14 protein-coding genes are annotated in these 16663 nt (G+C 60.6%); 4 read left to right on the top strand and 10 right to left on the bottom strand.

The genetic code is table 11. From position 1 onward, the window contains the following. Positions 1-21 precede the first annotated feature (21 nt). Positions 22-531: an MmcB family DNA repair protein gene (locus tag V1T76_RS19180; RefSeq protein WP_330562245.1), complete on the bottom strand. Its 510-nt coding sequence runs from the start codon at positions 529-531 to the stop codon at positions 22-24. 135 nt (positions 532-666) lie between these two features. On the opposite strand from V1T76_RS19180, the gene V1T76_RS19175 reads away from it, so the two are divergent. Further along, positions 667-1149 (top strand): hypothetical protein, encoded by a 483-nt coding sequence (locus V1T76_RS19175; RefSeq protein WP_330562244.1) that lies wholly within the window; start codon positions 667-669, stop codon positions 1147-1149. A 224-nt stretch (positions 1150-1373) separates the two neighbouring features. Here V1T76_RS19175 and V1T76_RS19170 read toward each other — a convergent pair whose 3' ends face one another. The 5 genes from V1T76_RS19170 to V1T76_RS19150 form a co-directional block, all read right to left on the bottom strand. Further along, the gene (locus tag V1T76_RS19170) at positions 1374-3158 is read right to left on the bottom strand and encodes a SulP family inorganic anion transporter (RefSeq protein ID WP_330562243.1); all 1785 of its coding nucleotides are present in this window, start codon (positions 3156-3158) and stop codon (positions 1374-1376) included. A 93-nt stretch (positions 3159-3251) separates the two neighbouring features. Continuing rightward, a complete protein-coding gene (locus V1T76_RS19165; RefSeq protein ID WP_330562242.1) occupies positions 3252-4922 on the bottom strand; it encodes a TIGR01244 family sulfur transferase in 1671 nt (556 codons plus the stop codon). Between the two features lie 138 nt (positions 4923-5060). Next, positions 5061-5954, bottom strand: a complete 894-nt coding sequence (locus V1T76_RS19160; protein WP_330562241.1) for an MBL fold metallo-hydrolase — start codon at positions 5952-5954, stop codon at positions 5061-5063. 35 nt (positions 5955-5989) lie between these two features. Further along, positions 5990-6424: a DUF6691 family protein gene (locus tag V1T76_RS19155; RefSeq protein ID WP_330562240.1), complete on the bottom strand. Its 435-nt coding sequence runs from the start codon at positions 6422-6424 to the stop codon at positions 5990-5992. Between the two features lie 4 nt (positions 6425-6428). Beyond that, positions 6429-6857 carry a YeeE/YedE family protein gene (locus tag V1T76_RS19150; RefSeq protein WP_330562239.1) on the bottom strand — a complete coding sequence of 143 codons (429 nt, stop codon included), beginning with the start codon at positions 6855-6857 and terminating at the stop codon, positions 6429-6431. 392 nt (positions 6858-7249) lie between these two features. Here V1T76_RS19150 and V1T76_RS19145 point away from each other — a divergent pair, with 392 nt between their 5' ends. Continuing rightward, complete coding sequence (locus V1T76_RS19145) at positions 7250-7423, top strand: hypothetical protein (protein WP_330562238.1); 174 nt, start codon at positions 7250-7252, stop codon at positions 7421-7423. On the opposite strand, the gene V1T76_RS19140 is transcribed toward V1T76_RS19145, so the two are convergent. Beyond that, the gene (locus V1T76_RS19140) at positions 7380-9455 is read right to left on the bottom strand and encodes a bifunctional DedA family/phosphatase PAP2 family protein (RefSeq protein WP_330562237.1); all 2076 of its coding nucleotides are present in this window, start codon (positions 9453-9455) and stop codon (positions 7380-7382) included. The two genes, V1T76_RS19145 and V1T76_RS19140, sit on opposite strands and share 44 nt — an antisense overlap. 221 nt (positions 9456-9676) lie before the next feature. Here V1T76_RS19140 and pap point away from each other — a divergent pair, with 221 nt between their 5' ends. Beyond that, positions 9677-11143 carry a polyphosphate:AMP phosphotransferase gene (gene pap / locus V1T76_RS19135; protein ID WP_330562236.1) on the top strand — a complete coding sequence of 489 codons (1467 nt, stop codon included), beginning with the start codon at positions 9677-9679 and terminating at the stop codon, positions 11141-11143. Between the two features lie 256 nt (positions 11144-11399). On the opposite strand, the gene V1T76_RS19130 is transcribed toward pap, so the two are convergent. Continuing rightward, the gene (locus V1T76_RS19130) at positions 11400-12578 is read right to left on the bottom strand and encodes a pyridoxal-phosphate-dependent aminotransferase family protein (RefSeq protein WP_330562234.1); all 1179 of its coding nucleotides are present in this window, start codon (positions 12576-12578) and stop codon (positions 11400-11402) included. 391 nt (positions 12579-12969) lie between these two features. Here V1T76_RS19130 and V1T76_RS19125 point away from each other — a divergent pair, with 391 nt between their 5' ends. Continuing rightward, positions 12970-14070 carry an N-formylglutamate amidohydrolase gene (locus V1T76_RS19125; RefSeq protein WP_330562233.1) on the top strand — a complete coding sequence of 367 codons (1101 nt, stop codon included), beginning with the start codon at positions 12970-12972 and terminating at the stop codon, positions 14068-14070. An 11-nt stretch (positions 14071-14081) separates the two neighbouring features. Here V1T76_RS19125 and V1T76_RS19120 read toward each other — a convergent pair whose 3' ends face one another. Then, positions 14082-15263: an NAD(P)/FAD-dependent oxidoreductase gene (locus V1T76_RS19120; RefSeq protein ID WP_330562232.1), complete on the bottom strand. Its 1182-nt coding sequence runs from the start codon at positions 15261-15263 to the stop codon at positions 14082-14084. Between the two features lie 121 nt (positions 15264-15384). After that, a complete protein-coding gene (locus V1T76_RS19115) occupies positions 15385-16602 on the bottom strand; it encodes an acyl-CoA dehydrogenase (protein ID WP_442970146.1) in 1218 nt (405 codons plus the stop codon). Between the last annotated feature and the right edge of the window lie 61 nt (positions 16603-16663).

The following is a 16663-nucleotide window of genomic DNA, read 5'->3' as shown; positions in this document are numbered from 1 at the left end:
GATTTGTGACTGAAGGCTTTGTCAGAACCGGTTGAACACCTGCGCCCCGTCCGGGTCGGCAAGGTTGTGCAGCCGGTGTGCTGCGTGGCGGGCGAAGCGGAGTGTTACCGACTTTCGCGTGGCTGCGGCCAGTTTGTGTTCCGGCGCTTCCCGCAGGATCTCCGCTCCATAGCCGTCGGAGACAATCAGCCCGGCTTCTTCGGGAAAGATCTCCAGTGGAACATCCGGATGGGTCGCGAAATAAAGACGGTCGCAATGAAGGCGGTAGTCCGGCCACTTGGTATCGGCCCGGAAATCGGCAATCGAGGATTTGACCTCGACAATCCAGAGCTCGTGTTTCGGCCCAAGCGCCAGAAGGTCGGCCCGACGGGCGGAGGCAAGGGTGACTTCCGGCAGGCAGGCGAAATCGAGTTGCCGCAAAAGACGCGCAGCGCCGCGCCAGACCTTCAGCGCGGTTTCCGACTGGCGTCCGTCCGAGAGCGGGTCATCCAGCTGAATCCGCCCCGCAAGTGGCTGATAATAGGGTTCCATACGAATTTTGTTCCACATTTGTTCGTTTTTTGCAAGTTTCGCTGCCAGCCTCATTGACCTTTCCTGCCAACATGCGCGATCTTTCCGCGCAATGGATACTCCGGACAAATCTTGTCACTCCGGGAGGGGGAGCGGTTGAACGGTTTCAAACGAAGTGCCTTTTTCGGCATTACATTGGCACTTGCCTGCGGGCCAGCGCTGGCAGGCAAGGGCGACCTGATGTTCAAGGTGCCGAAATCCGCGCCCCTGATGCAGGGCCGCGCACTTGATCTGCGGTTCGCAGATTTCGCACAAGGCATCTGGGTTCGCGAGTTGCAGGACTGCCCGGCACCGAGGATCGATCGAAGCCCGCCGGGCTCGACGCTTGCCATTTACCGCGGCCTTCTGGAAACCCCGGGCCGCATCTGCCAGGTCTATGGTGCCGAGAAGAGTGGCAAGATGACCCAGCGCGCAGCCATTAATTGCCTGCTGACGGACGGCGGAGAGGCGATCGAACTGGTCACGGTGCAGCCAAGAGGCGCGGAAGGTTTGATCGTTCAGGAAGGCGAAAAACCGCCCGTCCATTTCCGCTTCTGCGAAAAGATCGTCCCGATCCTGCAATCGTCGAACAGCAATTGATGCTCTTTTACTGCCTGGTTTGGAAACCGAGAGCCCTGAGTACGACACCCTCATCCTGAGGAGCCGCAAGCGGCGTCTCGAAGGATGGGCCGCTTGCTCCGATGTATGCCGCCCATCCTTCGAGACAGCGCTGGCGCGCTTCCTCAGGATGAGGAGCAGTGGGTCATACAAAAATGCGGGAACACCCGGTTCGGCCCTCTCACATCAAAATTGCCAAGGCCGGATCAGATCTCCGGTCCGCTCCACAGGTTCGACTTTGCGGCCTTCTTCGGCGTGCGGCTTTCCGAGATATGGGCCGTCAGCGGGTCGAGCGTGCACAGGGCGTCGTATTGGCTGAGAAACACTTGACCGCTCAGATGTTTCAGGAAATCGGTTCGCTTCAGCCGGTCCATCACCGGTCCCTTGACCTCGGACAGATGGAAGGAAACGCCGGAATCCGACAGGCGGTGGTTGATTTCCTCAAGGCTTTCCAGCGCGCTGGCGTCGATCTCGTTCACGGCCGGGCACATCAGCACAACGTGCTCGATGTCGGGCTTTTCGGCAACCAGCGCATAGATCCGGTCTTCCAGAAACCGCGAATTGGCGAAGAACAGGCTTTCGTCCACCCGCAGCGTCAGCACCCGGTCGCCCGTTACAACGGTGTGCCGGTCGACGTTCCGGAAATGCTCGGTTCCCGGAACGATGCCGACAATGGCCATGTGCGGGCGGCTGCTGCGGTAGAGATAGAGCGCGATCGAGAGGGCGACGCCGGTCACCACACCCGGCTCGACGCCAAAGAACAACGTGATGAGGATCGTCGCCGCCATCGCGGCAAAGTCACTTTTTGAATAGGCGAACGTCCGTTTGATCGCACCAAAGTCGACCAGAGACAGCACGGCGACGATGATGGTGGCGGCCAGTGTCGCCTGCGGCAGATGGGTCAGCAGGGGCGTCAGGAACAAGGTGGCAAGCGCAATACCGACGGCAGTAAAAGCGCCGGCGGCGGGCGTTGCTGCGCCGGCGTCGAAGTTGACAACCGAGCGCGCGAACCCGCCCGTCACCGGATATCCGCCGGAAATGGCGGAAGCGATGTTGGAGGCCCCGAGTCCGATCAGCTCCTGGTCGGGCTCAATCCGCTGACGCTTCTTGGCGGCCAGGGTCTGGGCGACCGAAACGGATTCCACAAAGCCGATGACCGAAATCAGCAGCGCCGGCGTGGCGAGGGCAAGCCACAACTCGCTGTCGAAACCGGGCAGATGCGGCACCGGCAGACCGGAAGGAATGTCACCGACAACGCGCACGCCCTTGTCGCCAAGCTGAAAGGCAGCGGAGACAATCGTGGTGACGGCAACAGCCGCCACCGGCCCGGCCTTGGTCAGGATATCGGCAATAAACGGTTTCAGTCCGAAGCCAAGCAGCAGCTTCTTCAGGCCCTTGCGGACCCAGAAGAGGAAGGCGGTGGCAGACACGCCGATTGCGAAGGTGATCCAGTTGATCTCGCCCAGATGTTGAAGAATCGAGCCCAGGATGTCGTAGAGCGTATGCCCGTTTGCCTTGACCCCCAGGATATGCTTGAGCTGGCTGGAGGCGATCAATAGCCCCGAGGCGGTGATGAAGCCGGAAATCACCGGGTGGCTCAGAAGGTTTGCCAGAAAACCGAGCCGGAAAAAGCCCATGGCGATAAGCATCAGGCCGGACAGGAACGCAAGAATGATCGCCGCGCCCAGATACTCCGGGGTGCCCTGTCTGGCCAGTTCGCCAACGGCGGAAGCCGTCATCAGCGAGACCACGGCGACAGGTCCGACCGCCAGCGCGCGGCTGGTACCGAACAGGGCATAGGCGACAAGCGGCAGGATCGATGCATAGAGCCCGACTTCCGGCGGTAGACCGGCCAGCAACGCGTAGGCAAGCGACTGCGGGATCAGCATGATCGTCACGATCACGGCGGCAACGAGGTCGTTTGTCGCCGTTTCCCTGTCATAGCTTTTGCCCCAGTCGAGAATGGGCAGGTAGCGCTTGAGGCGGATCATTTTTCTTGGCCTTTGTCGGGGCTGGTAAAAACGCGAGCCGGAAAGCCGGCTCGTGTTGCAGGTTGGTGTCTTGGGGCCCGTTTGCCGGGTTTGTTATGCTGCCGTTACTTTTTCCGGCTTGGCCAGCCATTCCTTGCCGCGCAACATCGCGCGCCAATAGATGGGAGGCAGGATACGCTCCTTCAGGAGCCATGCAGTGCGCGTTGGCTTGGTTCCATCCACCAGCCAACGCGGGAAGCTCGGCAGCAGCGTTCCGCCATAGCCGAACTCGGCCAGGACGATCTTTCCGCGCTCCACGGTGAGCGGACAGGAGCCGTAACCGTCATATTGTGCCGTCGCGCTGTGGCCCGCGATATCGGAGACGATGTTCTCCGCCACCACCGGTGCCTGTTTGCGCGCGGCCGCGGCCGTCTTGGCGTTCGGCGCGTTCATGACATCGCCAAGCGACCAGATGTTGTCGAAGGTCTTGTGACGCAGTGTGGTCTGGTCGACGTCGACCCAGCCGGCAGCATCCGCGAGGGGCGAGACGCGGATGAAGTCGGGTGCGGTCTGCGGCGGCGTGACATGCATCATGTCGAACGCGACTTCCACCTGGCGCGGATCCTTTTCCGGTTCCTTCACCTCGAACACAGCCTTTTTGGCAGGGCCGTCGACAGCAATCAGATTGTGGAAGAAGTTGAGGTCGGCGTCATAGCGCTTCACGTATTCCATCAGCGCAGGCACGTAGTCCTTCACGCCGAACAGCACACCGCCGGCATTCATGAACTGGATGTCGATCTTGTCGAGCGTGCCGGACCTCAGCCAGTGGTCGGCCGAAAGATACATGGCCTTCTGCGGCGCACCGGCGCATTTGATCGGCATCGGCGGCTGGGTGAATAGCGCCCGGCCTTCCTTCATGCCCTGCACCAGGTGCCAGGTGTAGGGTGCCATGTCGTAACGATAATTGGAGGTGACGCCGTTCTTGCCAAGCGTGTCGACAAGTCCTTCAACCTTGTGCCAGTCGAGCTTCAACCCGGGGCACACCACCAGACGCCCGTATTTGACCACCCGGCAGCCGTCCAGGACGACGGCATTGTCCTTCGGTTCGAAGGCGGCGACTGCCGACTTGATCCAGTGAACGCCCTTGGGAATGAGCGACCCCATGGTCTTGGCAGTGTCTGCCGCATCGAAGATGCCGCCGCCGACCATGGTCCAGCCTGGCTGGTAGTAGTGGACGTCCGCCGGATCGATGATGGCGATCTCCAGGTCGGATTTGCGGGAAAGCAGGCTGGAGGCCACGGAAATGCCGGCCGCGCCGCCTCCCACGATCACGATATCGAAGCGCGCATCCTCGGCTGTTTCTGTCGGCGTACGTCCACCATTGGCGATACGCCGCACGACGCCCGCCATGTCGTAGCCAGCGGCCTTGGTCTTGGACAGGATATCGGACAGCGGCAGCTTTTCTGCCTGGGACAATGACCAGAGCGTTGCCGAACGTGTGCCGGTCCGGCAATAGGCCAGGATCGGTTTCGGCAGGCTTTCCATCAACCTGCCGAACTCCTCTGCGTCCTCATCACCGACCTTGCCGGCGACGATGGGCAGATAGCGTGCTTCAAGGCCGAGCTTCTGGGCGGCAGCCTCGATTTCCTCGAACGAGGGCTGGTCGGCGCCTTCCCCATCGGGACGGTTGCAGATTACCGAGCGAAAGCCCTGCTGTGCAAAGTCGGCCATGTCCTCGGGTTTAACCTGGGGAGCCACCGATATCTGGGAATTGATTGCTTTCATGGGTCCTGTCCGCCTCCTCCCGGCGATAAAGTCGAGACCGTGTTCCGCAGCCGCCCGCCCCGTGTATGCACAGGGGGCCTGGCCGACTGCTCCGGTTCTGTTAGAGGGCCCGCAGGAAGGCCCTGTTGATGACCCCGCTCAGAGGCCGTTAACCGGCACCTTGAGGAAGGTCTTGCCGCTTTCGTCTGCGGGCGGCAGTTTGCCGGCGCGCATGTTCACCTGCAGCGAGGGAATGATCAGCTTCGGCATGTCGAGCTGGGCATCGCGTTCCGTCCGGAACTTGACGAACTCTTCCTTGGTCTTGCCGCCGCCAACGTGGATGTTGTGCTCCTTTTCAGCGCCCACGGTGGTTTCCCACTGGATGTCGCGGCCATTCGGGCCATAGTCGTGGCACATGAACAGGCGCATGTCGTCCGGCAGCGCCAGCACCTTCTGGATGCTGTCGTAAAGCGTTGCCGCGTCGCCGCCCGGGAAATCGGCACGGGCCGACCCGCCGTCGGGCATGAACAGCGTGTCGCCGACAAAGGCAGCGTCGCCCATCACATGCACCATGCAGGCCGGTGTGTGGCCGGGCGTATACATGGCAAAGGCTGTCATTTCGCCAACCTGATAGACGTCGCCATCCTGAAACAGACGGTCGAATTGGCTGCCGTCGCGCTGGAACTCCGTGCCTTCGTTGAACACCTTGCCAAAGGTTTCCTGAACCACGGTGATCTTGTCGCCGATGCCCAGCTTGCCACCCAGCTTCTGCTGGATGTAGGGCGCGGCCGACAGGTGATCGGCGTGGACATGGGTCTCGATCAGCCATTCCAGCTTGAGATCCTTCTCGCGGATATAGGCGATGATCTGATCCGCATGGTCGTAGGTGATGCGGCCGGCGGCATAGTCTATATCCATCACACTGTCGACAACGGCGCAGGCGTTGGAGGCCGGGTCCTTGACCACGTAGCTGATGGTGTTGGTGGCCGGGTCGAAGAAGGGGGTAACTTCGGGTTTGATCCCCATGTCGACCGGATAGTTTGAATTGCTCATATCAGTCTCCCGTTTGTTTTGCCGGCAGAGCCGGGTCAGGCCTTTGCGGGTTGCTGGCGATGGCCTAAGGCGATCATCCATCTTGCGGTCAAAATGCCCGCGACGATAGCACCGGCGGTCAGCACCGGCTCCATACCAAGTCCGAGAACCGGCACCAGGCCGCCCGGGCAGAAGCCGCTGAGGCCCCAGCCGATACCGAAAACAGCCGACCCGCCGATCAGCTTGGCGTCGAGATCGGTGGTCGTGGGCAGGGTGAAGCCCTGCGCCAGCAATGGCGCGTTCATCCGGAAGACCAGACGATAGCCGATGGCCGTGACAAGAAGCGCACCGCCCATAACGAAGGCAAGGCTCGGGTCCCAGGTGCCGGCCACATCGAAGAAGTTCAGCACCTTGGCTGGGTCACCCATGCCGGAAATCAGGATGCCGCAGCCGAAGAGGAGGCCAATGGCAAAAGCGGAAAGCAGTTTCATGCCGTTATCCTCCAAAGACGTGGCGTGTCAGGTAGACGGTCACGCCTGCGGTCGCCATGAAAGTGATCGTGGCCACGATCGACCGTGCCGACAGGCGTGAGATGCCGCAGACACCGTGGCCGCTTGTGCAGCCGGAGCCATAGGTCGTGCCGATGCCGGTCAGGAAGCCGCCGATCACCAGCAGCAGCGGTGATGACGGTACGGTGATTTCCGGCAACTGGCCGGTTACACCGAGCATGATCAGCGGGCTGGCAACCATGCCGGCCAGGAAAGCGGCGCGCCACGCCCAGTCCTGATTGAACTGAGTCGTCAGAAATCCGCTTGCAATGCCGTTGATGCCGGCAATGCGTCCGAGCACAGCCATCAGGGCAACCGTGGCAACGCCGATCAGCGTTCCACCCAGGAAACTCATAAGGGGTGTAAAGTCAGTCATGATGGACCTTTGATTACGATATATTCAAATATATGAATATAAGAAAAAAGTATCAAGGGGTGAATTTATCATGACAGCGTCGGATGGACGAAGATACCCCCTGGTCGCTAGCCATCACGCCATCTTCCAACAGTCGGTATATTTCGGACACTCGCATGACAGGCACAGACGCGCGGTGCATTCGTATGATCCTAAAAGCCTTTGGGGGACTTGATGAAATCGCCTAAGGGTCTGCCGTCCGCAACCTCCATCCTGTTACGGTCGCCTGGGGCGGTCTTATGGGCTTTCGCCGGCAGCCAGACCGCTTTTCCCGCTGAAGAAACGGCCAGGATTGCGCTGAAGCTTTTTTGGTCAAAAAGACGTCGAAAGCAGCATCGAAACCCCGGAAAAGAATGGCGGCACTGGCCAGCGGACTTGGCGATGGCGCCAGCCAGGGGATGCTCTGCCTGATCGATGGGCCGCGCGAAGTGCTTGACCTGGAACTGCGTCTCTTCCGCGAAAAGGCCGACTGCGACAAGACGGTTACCGAGCCGGAGGATTGGCCCCTGACTTGTCAGTCCTTGTGACGTCGGACGGGGGTAAGGGCACGGGTCCAAAATCGAAGCCGAGCACCACTTCGGTGCCGTCAGCCCGCGTTCGCGTAACCGAGCCGGGCAGCAGATGGGCGGGGTTGTCGGTCGGAGCGGGGGTCTCGATATCCGTTTTCGGTCCGGAAAATTCGCCCATCGGGCGCAGAATGTCCTCATGCACCACACTGCCAAGGTAAAGCGGATGCAGGTGCCCCGCTTCCAGGATGGCGTAGCGGCTCGGCCAGAGCCGCAGCACCCAGCGGCCGCTCTTCTCGGCGTCCGCCGACTGGTCCTTGCGGATGAGCACGAGCTCCGGTTGCCGCCCGTTCTGGCTGCGCGGCAGGATGGGCAGCGAATCCGGAGGTGTCTTGCCTTCCACGAAACCGCTTGCGGTCGAGAGTGACCATTTCGGTGGTGTCTGCCAGCCGTCGGCTTCCGACGCCTTGGCAAAACGATCCAGGGACCCGGCGTATTGGATCACCAGAGGTTCTTCCGTATCGCCGTTCAGTTCGATGCGCTTGGCAGGCAGGGCCCGCCAGTTAGTCGCCAGCCACCCTGTCGAGGTCAGCACTTCCTTGTTGGACCGCGGCTGATAGATTTGCAGCGCCTTGTCGTAGGTGCCCGAAAGGTGCCAGGCACCGAAGATGCCGAGCGTTGCCACCACGATGACGGCAAGCGTCGTCCGGCCGATCTTTTCGTTGTGGATCGGGCCGAATACGAAGGCGAAGGCCGAGACCATGCCGATGCCGAACAACAGCCCGGCCAACACATCGGACATCCAGTGGGCGCCGAGGTAGACACGCGAAAAGCCGATGGTGATGACCAGTGTCGCTGTAACGGTGAAAATGCTGGCCTTGGCCCAGCGGCTGAGATCATGCGCGATCAGTACGGCGCAGATACCGTAGAGCACCGCATTCAGCGTCGCATGGCCGCTTGGAAAGCTGTAGGCGTCGGCTCCCGCATATAGCTCGATCGGCCGTGACCGGTGCAGCATCAGCTTGAACAGGGGCACGAACAGGGCTGTGCCGGCCATGGCGATGACGAAGCCTGTGCCACGCCGCCAGGCCTTCCTCAGGAACAGATAGGCGGCGACAGCAAGGGAGACAGCGGTCACGACAATGCCGTCGCCGAGCGAGGTCACGAACACCATGATCCTGTCACCCACCGGGGTTCGCAGGCTGTCGAACAGGTTCAGGATGGCAAGGTCGGCCCGCACCATCGGTTCGCCGGGGGCGATTTCACCGACGATCCAGAAGAAGGCAGGCAGCGAAATCAGCAGGATGAGCGCCGAGGCCAGCATGCCCGCCGAGCGCGGATGCGCAGGATCGAAAGTAAGTGCGATCCATTTCGAGACGCGGTCCTGACGCCTTGCGAAGCGTTTGATGATGGCCACGTGGGTGTTGGGAAACAGCGGCAAGACGATCAGGATCAACCAGCGGCCGAGCATCACTGCCAGGAAGACGATTACCAGAAGCGCCCCGAGCACCAGCGCCAACCGTCCGCTGATCTGGCCGATGGCGTCAAGCGCCGAACCAGCGATGATGCCGGGGGCGATATGGGCAACCGTCCAGGCAAAAGCTGAGGTGACGTTGACCACCGAAAACCGGGTGAAATTCATGCCGGCCATGCCGGCAATACCTGGAACCACCGATTTCACGCCGGGCACGAAACGTCCGATAAAGACGCTCTTGCCGCCGTGCTTCTTGAAGAAATTCTCGCCGCTTTCCACGATGTCCGCGTATTTGTTCAGCGGCCACATCGTCTTGATCTTGTCCTTGAAGGTGTACCCGATCCAGTAGGAAATCGCGTCGCCCGCAGTGGCGCCAAGGGTCGTCCAGATGAACAGCGGAACGGGATCCAGCTTGCCAAGCCCGACCAGCGTGCCGGCGCCCACCAGCACCACTGTCGTGGGCACGAACAGGCCGATCAGGAACAGCGCTTCGCCCATGGCGGCCAGAAAACAGATCAGACCTGCCAGGGATGGATTGTCCGCGATGAAGGTCAGAACGGGATCAAGGAATTCGGTCACGGGGTCGGTCGTACGGATCGAGAAAAATCAAAAACAGTCAAGTAATAGGCCCCTTCGAAGACCCGAAGGAAACTTTCATCGCTTCATATAGGCGCGCTGCCTTCCATCCGATAGCGAAAAATTGAAATCCGTGGCCATTCCGCAAGAATGAAGCAAGAGATGGTTTTTTTGGCGCCACTGTTTCAAGATGCAGCCAACGCGTTTTTTCTTTCGAGGTCTTCATGTTCGAATCCGCCCGCCTGCCGCAAAACATGGACAAGAAAACCTTCAAGAAACTGGAGCCGCAGTTGCGCGAGGCGCTGCTGGCAGCTCAGTTGCCTGTTGTCGAGAAACAGCCGTTTTCAACGATGATCCTGGTCGACGGCCTTGATGGTGCGGGAAAGGGCGAGGCGGTTGCCAGGCTGTATGGCTGGATGGACGCGCGCCATCTGGTCTGCAACGCCTACGGCGAAATGATGGATGAAGCCCGCTTGCGCCCGCCGCTGTGGCGCTACTGGCGTGATCTGCCGCCGAAGGGCGAGACCGCAATCGTGTTCGGAAGCTGGTATCAGACCGTTCTGCGGGACTGGATCTACAAGAAGATTGACGAAGACGCCTTCGACAAGGCGCTGACCCGCATCCGCCGCTTTGAGGAAATGCTGGCGAACGAGGATGTGCTGATCCTCAAGTTCTGGTTCTACCTGCCAAAGAAGGAACAGGAAGAGCGGCTGAAGCGCATCGAGAAAAAAAACGTCGCCCGTCATGTGCTGGCCGACTGGGCAGCCTTGAAGCACCACAAGAAGGCAAGTGAGGCCGGAGAGAAGATCATTCTGGAAACCAGCAAGGGCTATGCGCCCTGGTTCGTCATTCCCTCGCAGGACCCGGAATACCGCGATGCGGCTTTGGCGCAGACGGTTGCCAATTCCATGAAGCTGAAGCTGGAGGACGGCGAGCCGCATTCGATTGCCGCACCACCGGTTGTCGGCGGACTGAAGCGGGAAACGGCGGTCGATACAATCGACCTGACGGAAAAGCTGGACAAGGGCGAATACGAAGAGCTGCGCGACAAGTACCAGAAAAAGCTGTCCGATCTGTCGGACATGAAGTCCCTGTCCAAGACCGGGGTCGTGCTTGTGTTTCAGGGCAATGACGCCGCCGGCAAGGGCGGCGCGATCCGCAGGGTGATCCGCCCGCTCGATCCGCGCATCTACAAGGTTCACCCGATTTCCGCCCCCAGCGACGAGGAAAAGGCCCGCCCCTATCTTTGGCGCTTCTGGCGTCGGGTGCCGGCAAAGGGCCATTTCGCCATTTTCGACCGGTCCTGGTACGAACGTGTGCTGGTGGAACGGGTGGAGGGCTACGCCGGTCATGACGACTGGCTGCGCGCCTACAATGAGATCAACGAGTTCGAGCAGGAACTGACAGATTTCGGCTACATCGTCTGCAAATTCTGGCTGGCGATTTCCGAGGAAGAACAACTGCGAAGGTTCAAGGCGCGCGAGGACACCGCCTACAAGCAACACAAGATCACAGACGACGACTGGCGCAACCGCCTGAAATGGGATCAATACGCCATCGCCGCCGGCGACATGATCGACCGCACCTCAACCTACTACGCCCCCTGGACGCTGGTTTCCTCCGAAGACAAGCGCCACGCCCGGATCAAGGTCCTGAAGACGATCTGCGACCGGCTGGAGGAGAAGCTTTAGGAAGAATAAGACCTCAAAACGCCCCTCATCCTGAGGAGGACCGATCAGGTCCGTCTCGAAGGATGGGCCGCTTGGACCGGGTTATGTCGCCCATCCTTCGAGACAGCGCTGCGCGCTTCCTCAGGATGAGGAACGTTTTGCTGAAGGGGCTGGTGAAAATGCCGCGCAGCAAGGATTGCCAAGCATTTGAATCCGTGAGGTGGACGGCCGATCAGGCTCTAAATACCGACACTTTCCAGGACGCGTTCCACCGCTCTCAGAGGGCCGTCGCCAGATAATCCATTGCCGCCTGCACACCGCCGCGCCCGTGCGGAATGCCGAGTTTCTGGAAGCCAAGCTCGATGGCTGACAGTGTGCCCAGCAGCATGACGGCGTTCACATGACCCATGTGGGCAATGCGGATGCCCTTGCCGGCGAGATCGCCGATGGTCCCGCCGATGGTGACACCGCAGACTTCCTTGGTGAAGGTTCTGAGAGCTGCCGCATCGCCTTCATTGAACCGCACCACGGTGACGGAGTTCGAGCGGGCATGGGCGTCGGTGATGTTGAAGTCGACTGCACCTTTTTGCGCCCAGACAGCAACTGCCCGCCGGGTTGCCTCGCCCAGAAGGGCGTGCCTGTGCCAGGTTTTCTCCAGCCCTTCCGCGAAGATCAGATCGAGCGCCTTGTGAAAGGCGAACAGCAGATGCTCTGGCGGGGTTCCGCAGTATTTCTGGTAGTGTTCCGTCCCCTGCCGGAACGTCCAGTCGGTGTAGTTTGTGCGCAGCTCCGCCGTCTCATGCGCCTTGTCGGCTTTCGGGCCGGCTGCGACAAAGGAGAGGCCGGGCGGGCACATCAGGCCTTTCTGCGAACCCGTCAGCGCCACATCGACACCCCAGGCATCCATCTCGAACGGCATGCAGCCGAGCGACGCGATGGTATCGACCATGAAAAGTGCTGGATGTCCGGCAGCATCGATGGCCTTGCGCAGCGCTGCAACATCGTTCCAGACGCCGGATGCCGTATCGACCTGAACCACCAGAATGGCCTTGATCTCGTAAGACCCATCCTGTTTCAGGCGCTCTTCCAGTCGGGTTGGGTCAACGCCCCTGTCCCAGCCACCTGGCAGAACCTCGATCTCAAGATCCAGCACATTGGCCGCTTCGCCCCAACCAACGGCAAAGCGCCCGGATTCCAGCACAAGAACCCTGTCGCCGCGCTTCAGCGTGTTGCACAGGGCGGCATCCCAGGCACCATGGCCGTTGGCGGCGTAAATGTAGGTCTTGCCTTCTGTCCGGAAGAGGCGCTGCAGGCCGTGCAGGCAGAACCGCGTGGTTTCCAGAAGCGGACCTTCGTAGATGTCGACCGCAGGCCGGTGCATGGCCCGCAGGACTTCCTCCGGCACATTGGTCGGTCCTGGAATCATCAGAAATTCTTTGCCATTGCGAAGCGTCATGGCCGGGTCCTCGTGTGAAGGCAGATCCTGAGCGGAGGAGATTGGGCAGCCGGAGCCACCGGAGGGATTGTCGTTTGTGAAAATTGCCCGCCTGCACGCATCCGTCAAGACACCAGTTCCGTGGCCGGCTGCGTGACGGCCTCTGGAACACTCGATCGTGCGTTTGCGAAATGGTGTGGGAAAGAGAGCCAGTCTTCGGAAACAGCTTTCGCCCGGAAGCGGTGCGGGCGATAAGAGTTGGCAAACAGCCATTAACGATGATCTACTTGATGGAGCCCCACCGCTCCTGGGATCAGGTGTCTTTTGGCTGAAAAGAAAATGTCTTGTTTCCGCTAAGTAAATTCTACAAGTTAGAGACCGCACGGTCTCGTCGTTTAGGCGTTGTTTAAGCATGATCCTGGTTGAAGAAGGACAAAGCCCGCTTATCGTCTGCTTGCCCCATTCGGGCACGGATATTCCGAATGCGGTCGAAAAAAGACTGAACGCCACGGGCAGGCTTCAGGCCGATCTCGCATGGCGTCTGGAACGTGTGTTCGACTTTCACGGTGAGTTGAACGCAACGGTGCTTCGCTCCTCCATCTCCCGTTATGTCATTGACCTGGATCGCGATCCGAAAACCCCTGTCAGCGCGGCGCATGATCCCGCGCGGGCCCTGTGTCCCGCGACCACGCTGGACGGCAAGCGCATCTATCAGGAGGGGGAGGAACCCGGTCCGACCGAAATCGAACAGCGCTCATTGCTTTTCTACGCGCCGTTCCACAAGGCCCTGCGGCACCAGATCGACCGTCTCCTGCGCAGTCATGGCAAGGTGATCGTGCTGGATTGCCAGTCCATGCGGTCGCATATAAAGGGCGTGACCGACAACGGCCTGCCGATAGTCAGCATTGGAACGGCGGGTGGAACATCCTGTGATCCGGACCTGCGAAATGTGCTGGTCGGCTCGTTCAAGGGGCTGGAAGGCTTCACGGTCAGCGTTGATGAACAGATCAGGGGAGGCTTCATCACCCAGACCTTTGGCCGGCCCGAACGTGGCCTGCATGCCATGACCCTGCTGCTGGCACAGCGCTCTTACCTGCGCCATGAATCGCCGCCGTTCGAACCGGACAAGGCACGGATGGCACGACTGAAGGTGGTTCTGCAGGACGCGTTGACCCGGCTGGTGGACTGGACGTCCGTCAGCGATGGGTCAATCGGCTCCCAAAACCAAAACCAAAACCAGAACCAACCTTTGCCGGTGGATGCGCCTGCTCAGGACGTGGCGGAAGCTGAAGATCCGCACGGCATCAGTGCTTCGGATGAACCGGTCACGGCTGCGCCGGCTGCCGAAAGCGCATCAGAAACTCCCGAAGACCTTGCGCAAATCAGTGCGGATGGCGCGCCAGAAAAGGCGGCAGCCATTCCTGTTGATCCGAAGAGCCTGCCCAAGGTGTCCAGCGCTCAGACGAGCAAGGTCGAGGATGGCCCCGTCACGCCTTTGCTGGTTGCCGAATAGACCTCAGACAGTCAGACCACGTTCTTTTCGATGATCGGCGTTCCGGCGGCGAGACGGTCGAATGCCAGCGGCGAAAGATCCAGCGTCTGATAGCTTCCGGTCGCGACCAGTTCCGCAAGTCCGCGTCCGACTGCTGGCGACTGCTGCAGACCATGACCTGAAAACCCGAGTGCCAGATAGAAACCGTCTAGCCCCGGTACGGCGCCGACGAAGGCGTTGTGGTCGAAGAGGTTCATGTCGTAGCATCCCGCCCAGGAAGCCCCTGGACGGATGGACTCGAAAGCGGGAACGCGCGTTGCCAGTGTCGGCCAGATATGCTCTTCGAAAAGCTCGTAATCGACGTCGAAATCGTGGCAGTCCGGATCGCGGTCCTCAGGTGGCGCCGACCCGCAGATGTAGCCGGTGCCTTCCGGGCGTGCATAAGTGCCGTTCGGGTCGATCAGCAGCGGAAAACGCTCCAGCTTGTCCTTGCATTCAAAGGTAAAGACGCAGCGCTTTTTTGAGACAATCGGCACATCCAGCCCGGCCTGACGGCAAAGCTCGGCCCCGCCGGACGCACCCGCGCAGTTGACGACGACAGGTGTAGATAGCGTCTCGCCGGACGAAAGTGTCACCGTCCAGCCGCCAGAACCGTCTTTTTCGACTGAGGCCTTGGCAGCGAGATAATCGACCCCGAGCGATCGGGCTTTCTTGCGGAAAGCCTGCATCAGGCCATAACCGTCGAACCAGCCTTCACCGGTCAGGCCATGACAGCCTGCGGCCAGGTCGGATACTTCCAGCCAAGGGAATTTTGCCTTCAGACCGTCCGGGTCAAGAAAGGCGATGTCCGCGCCGAGCTCCTGCTGCAGGCGGTGGTTTTCCTCAAGGATGCCGAGCTTGTCCGGCGTTGCCAGAAACAGATAGCCGCCTTCGTGAAGGTCGATCGCGGGCCTGTCGCCGTTCACATTGAGCGCGGCGCCGATCTCCCGCAGGAAGCGGATTCCGTACAGCGAGATCTCGATGTTGATGGCGCTGGAAAATTGCTGCCGGATGGACGCGGCCGACCGTGCGGAGGCGCAGGTCTCATAGGCGGGGTCCGCCTCGATAACGACAATGCGTCCGGTAAAATCCTCGCGCATGGAAAGGTGGCAGGCAACGGACGAGCCCATGACGGCTCCGCCCACGATGACGACATCCGCAGTCTGGTCCGCCATGGAGCCTCCTTGAGCGCTGTCAGGCAAAACAATGGGCCTGCTGACGCAAACCCTTTTCAAGAGAACCGAACGAGAGACGGGCGGCCGGGCCGCCCGCATCAAATGTCATGCTGTCAGGGTCTTAAAAGAACGCCTGCAGGCCGGTCTGCGCACGGCCGAGGATCAGCGCATGAATGTCATGCGTGCCTTCGTAGGTGTTGACCGTTTCCAGGTTCTGGGCGTGGCGCATGATGTGGTATTCTTCCTGGATGCCGTTGCCGCCATGCATGTCGCGTGACTGGCGGGCGATATCCAGGGCCTTGCCGCAGTTGTTGCGCTTGATCAGCGAGATCATTTCCGGCGCCACCTTGCCGGCATCGAACAACTGACCCACACGCAGCGCTGCCTGAAGGCCGAGCGTGATTTCGGTCTGCATGTCCGCCAGCTTCTTCTGGAAGAGCTGGGTCTGTGCCAGCGGGCGGCCGAACTGTTCACGGTCGAGGCCGTACTGACGGGCACGGGTCCAGCAGTCTTCAGCAGCGCCCATCGCGCCCCAGGCAATGCCGTAGCGGGCACGGTTGAGGCAGCCGAACGGACCTTTCAGGCCGGAGACATTCGGCAGGAGGGCATCTTCCCCCACCTCAACGCCGTCCATGACGATTTCGCCGGTGATGGACGCACGCAGGGAAAGCTTGCCGCCGACCTTCGGTGCGGTGAGGCCCTTCATGCCTTTCTCCAGCACGAAGCCGCGAATGGCACCATCATGGGCTTCAGACTTCGCCCAGACGACGAAGACATCGGCGATCGGGGAATTGGAGATCCACATTTTCGAACCGGTCAGCTTGTAGCCGCCGTCGATTTTTTCCGCGCGGGTGCGCATGCCGGCGGGGTCCGAACCGGCGTCCGGCTCCGTCAGGCCGAAACATCCGACATATTCGCCGGTTGCCAGTTTCGGCAGATATTTCTTGCGCTGTTCTTCCGAGCCATAGGCGTAGATCGGATACATGACCAGGGAGGACTGAACGCTCATCATGGAGCGGTAGCCGCTGTCGACACGCTCGATCTCGCGGGCAACCACACCGTAGGCAACATAGGACGCACCAGCGCAGCCGTAGTCTTCCGGAAGGGTGACGCCGAGCAGGCCGAGTTCGCCCATTTCGTTGAAGATGCTGCGGTCGGTCTTTTCTTCCCGGTAGGCTTCGATGACACGCGGCAGAAGCTTGTCCTGAGCATAGGCGCGGGCGGTGTCCTGGATGAGCTGTTCGTCTTCGTTCAGCTGTTCACGCAGGTGAAACGGATCCTGCCAGTCGAAGGAGCCGCCGCCTGCCGGTGCGGACTTAACGTTTGCGGGTGCGTTCATGATCATGTCTCCCAAGCCGTGGTCCGGCCAATGATGGATAGCCGTTCGACGGCCAAGGTCA

The sequence above is a fragment of the Roseibium sp. FZY0029 genome (assembly GCF_036350355.1).
GTDB lineage: Bacteria > Pseudomonadota > Alphaproteobacteria > Rhizobiales > Stappiaceae > Roseibium.
Note: the sequence above shows the minus strand (reverse complement) of the source record. Positions and strands in the feature narration are given on the sequence as shown.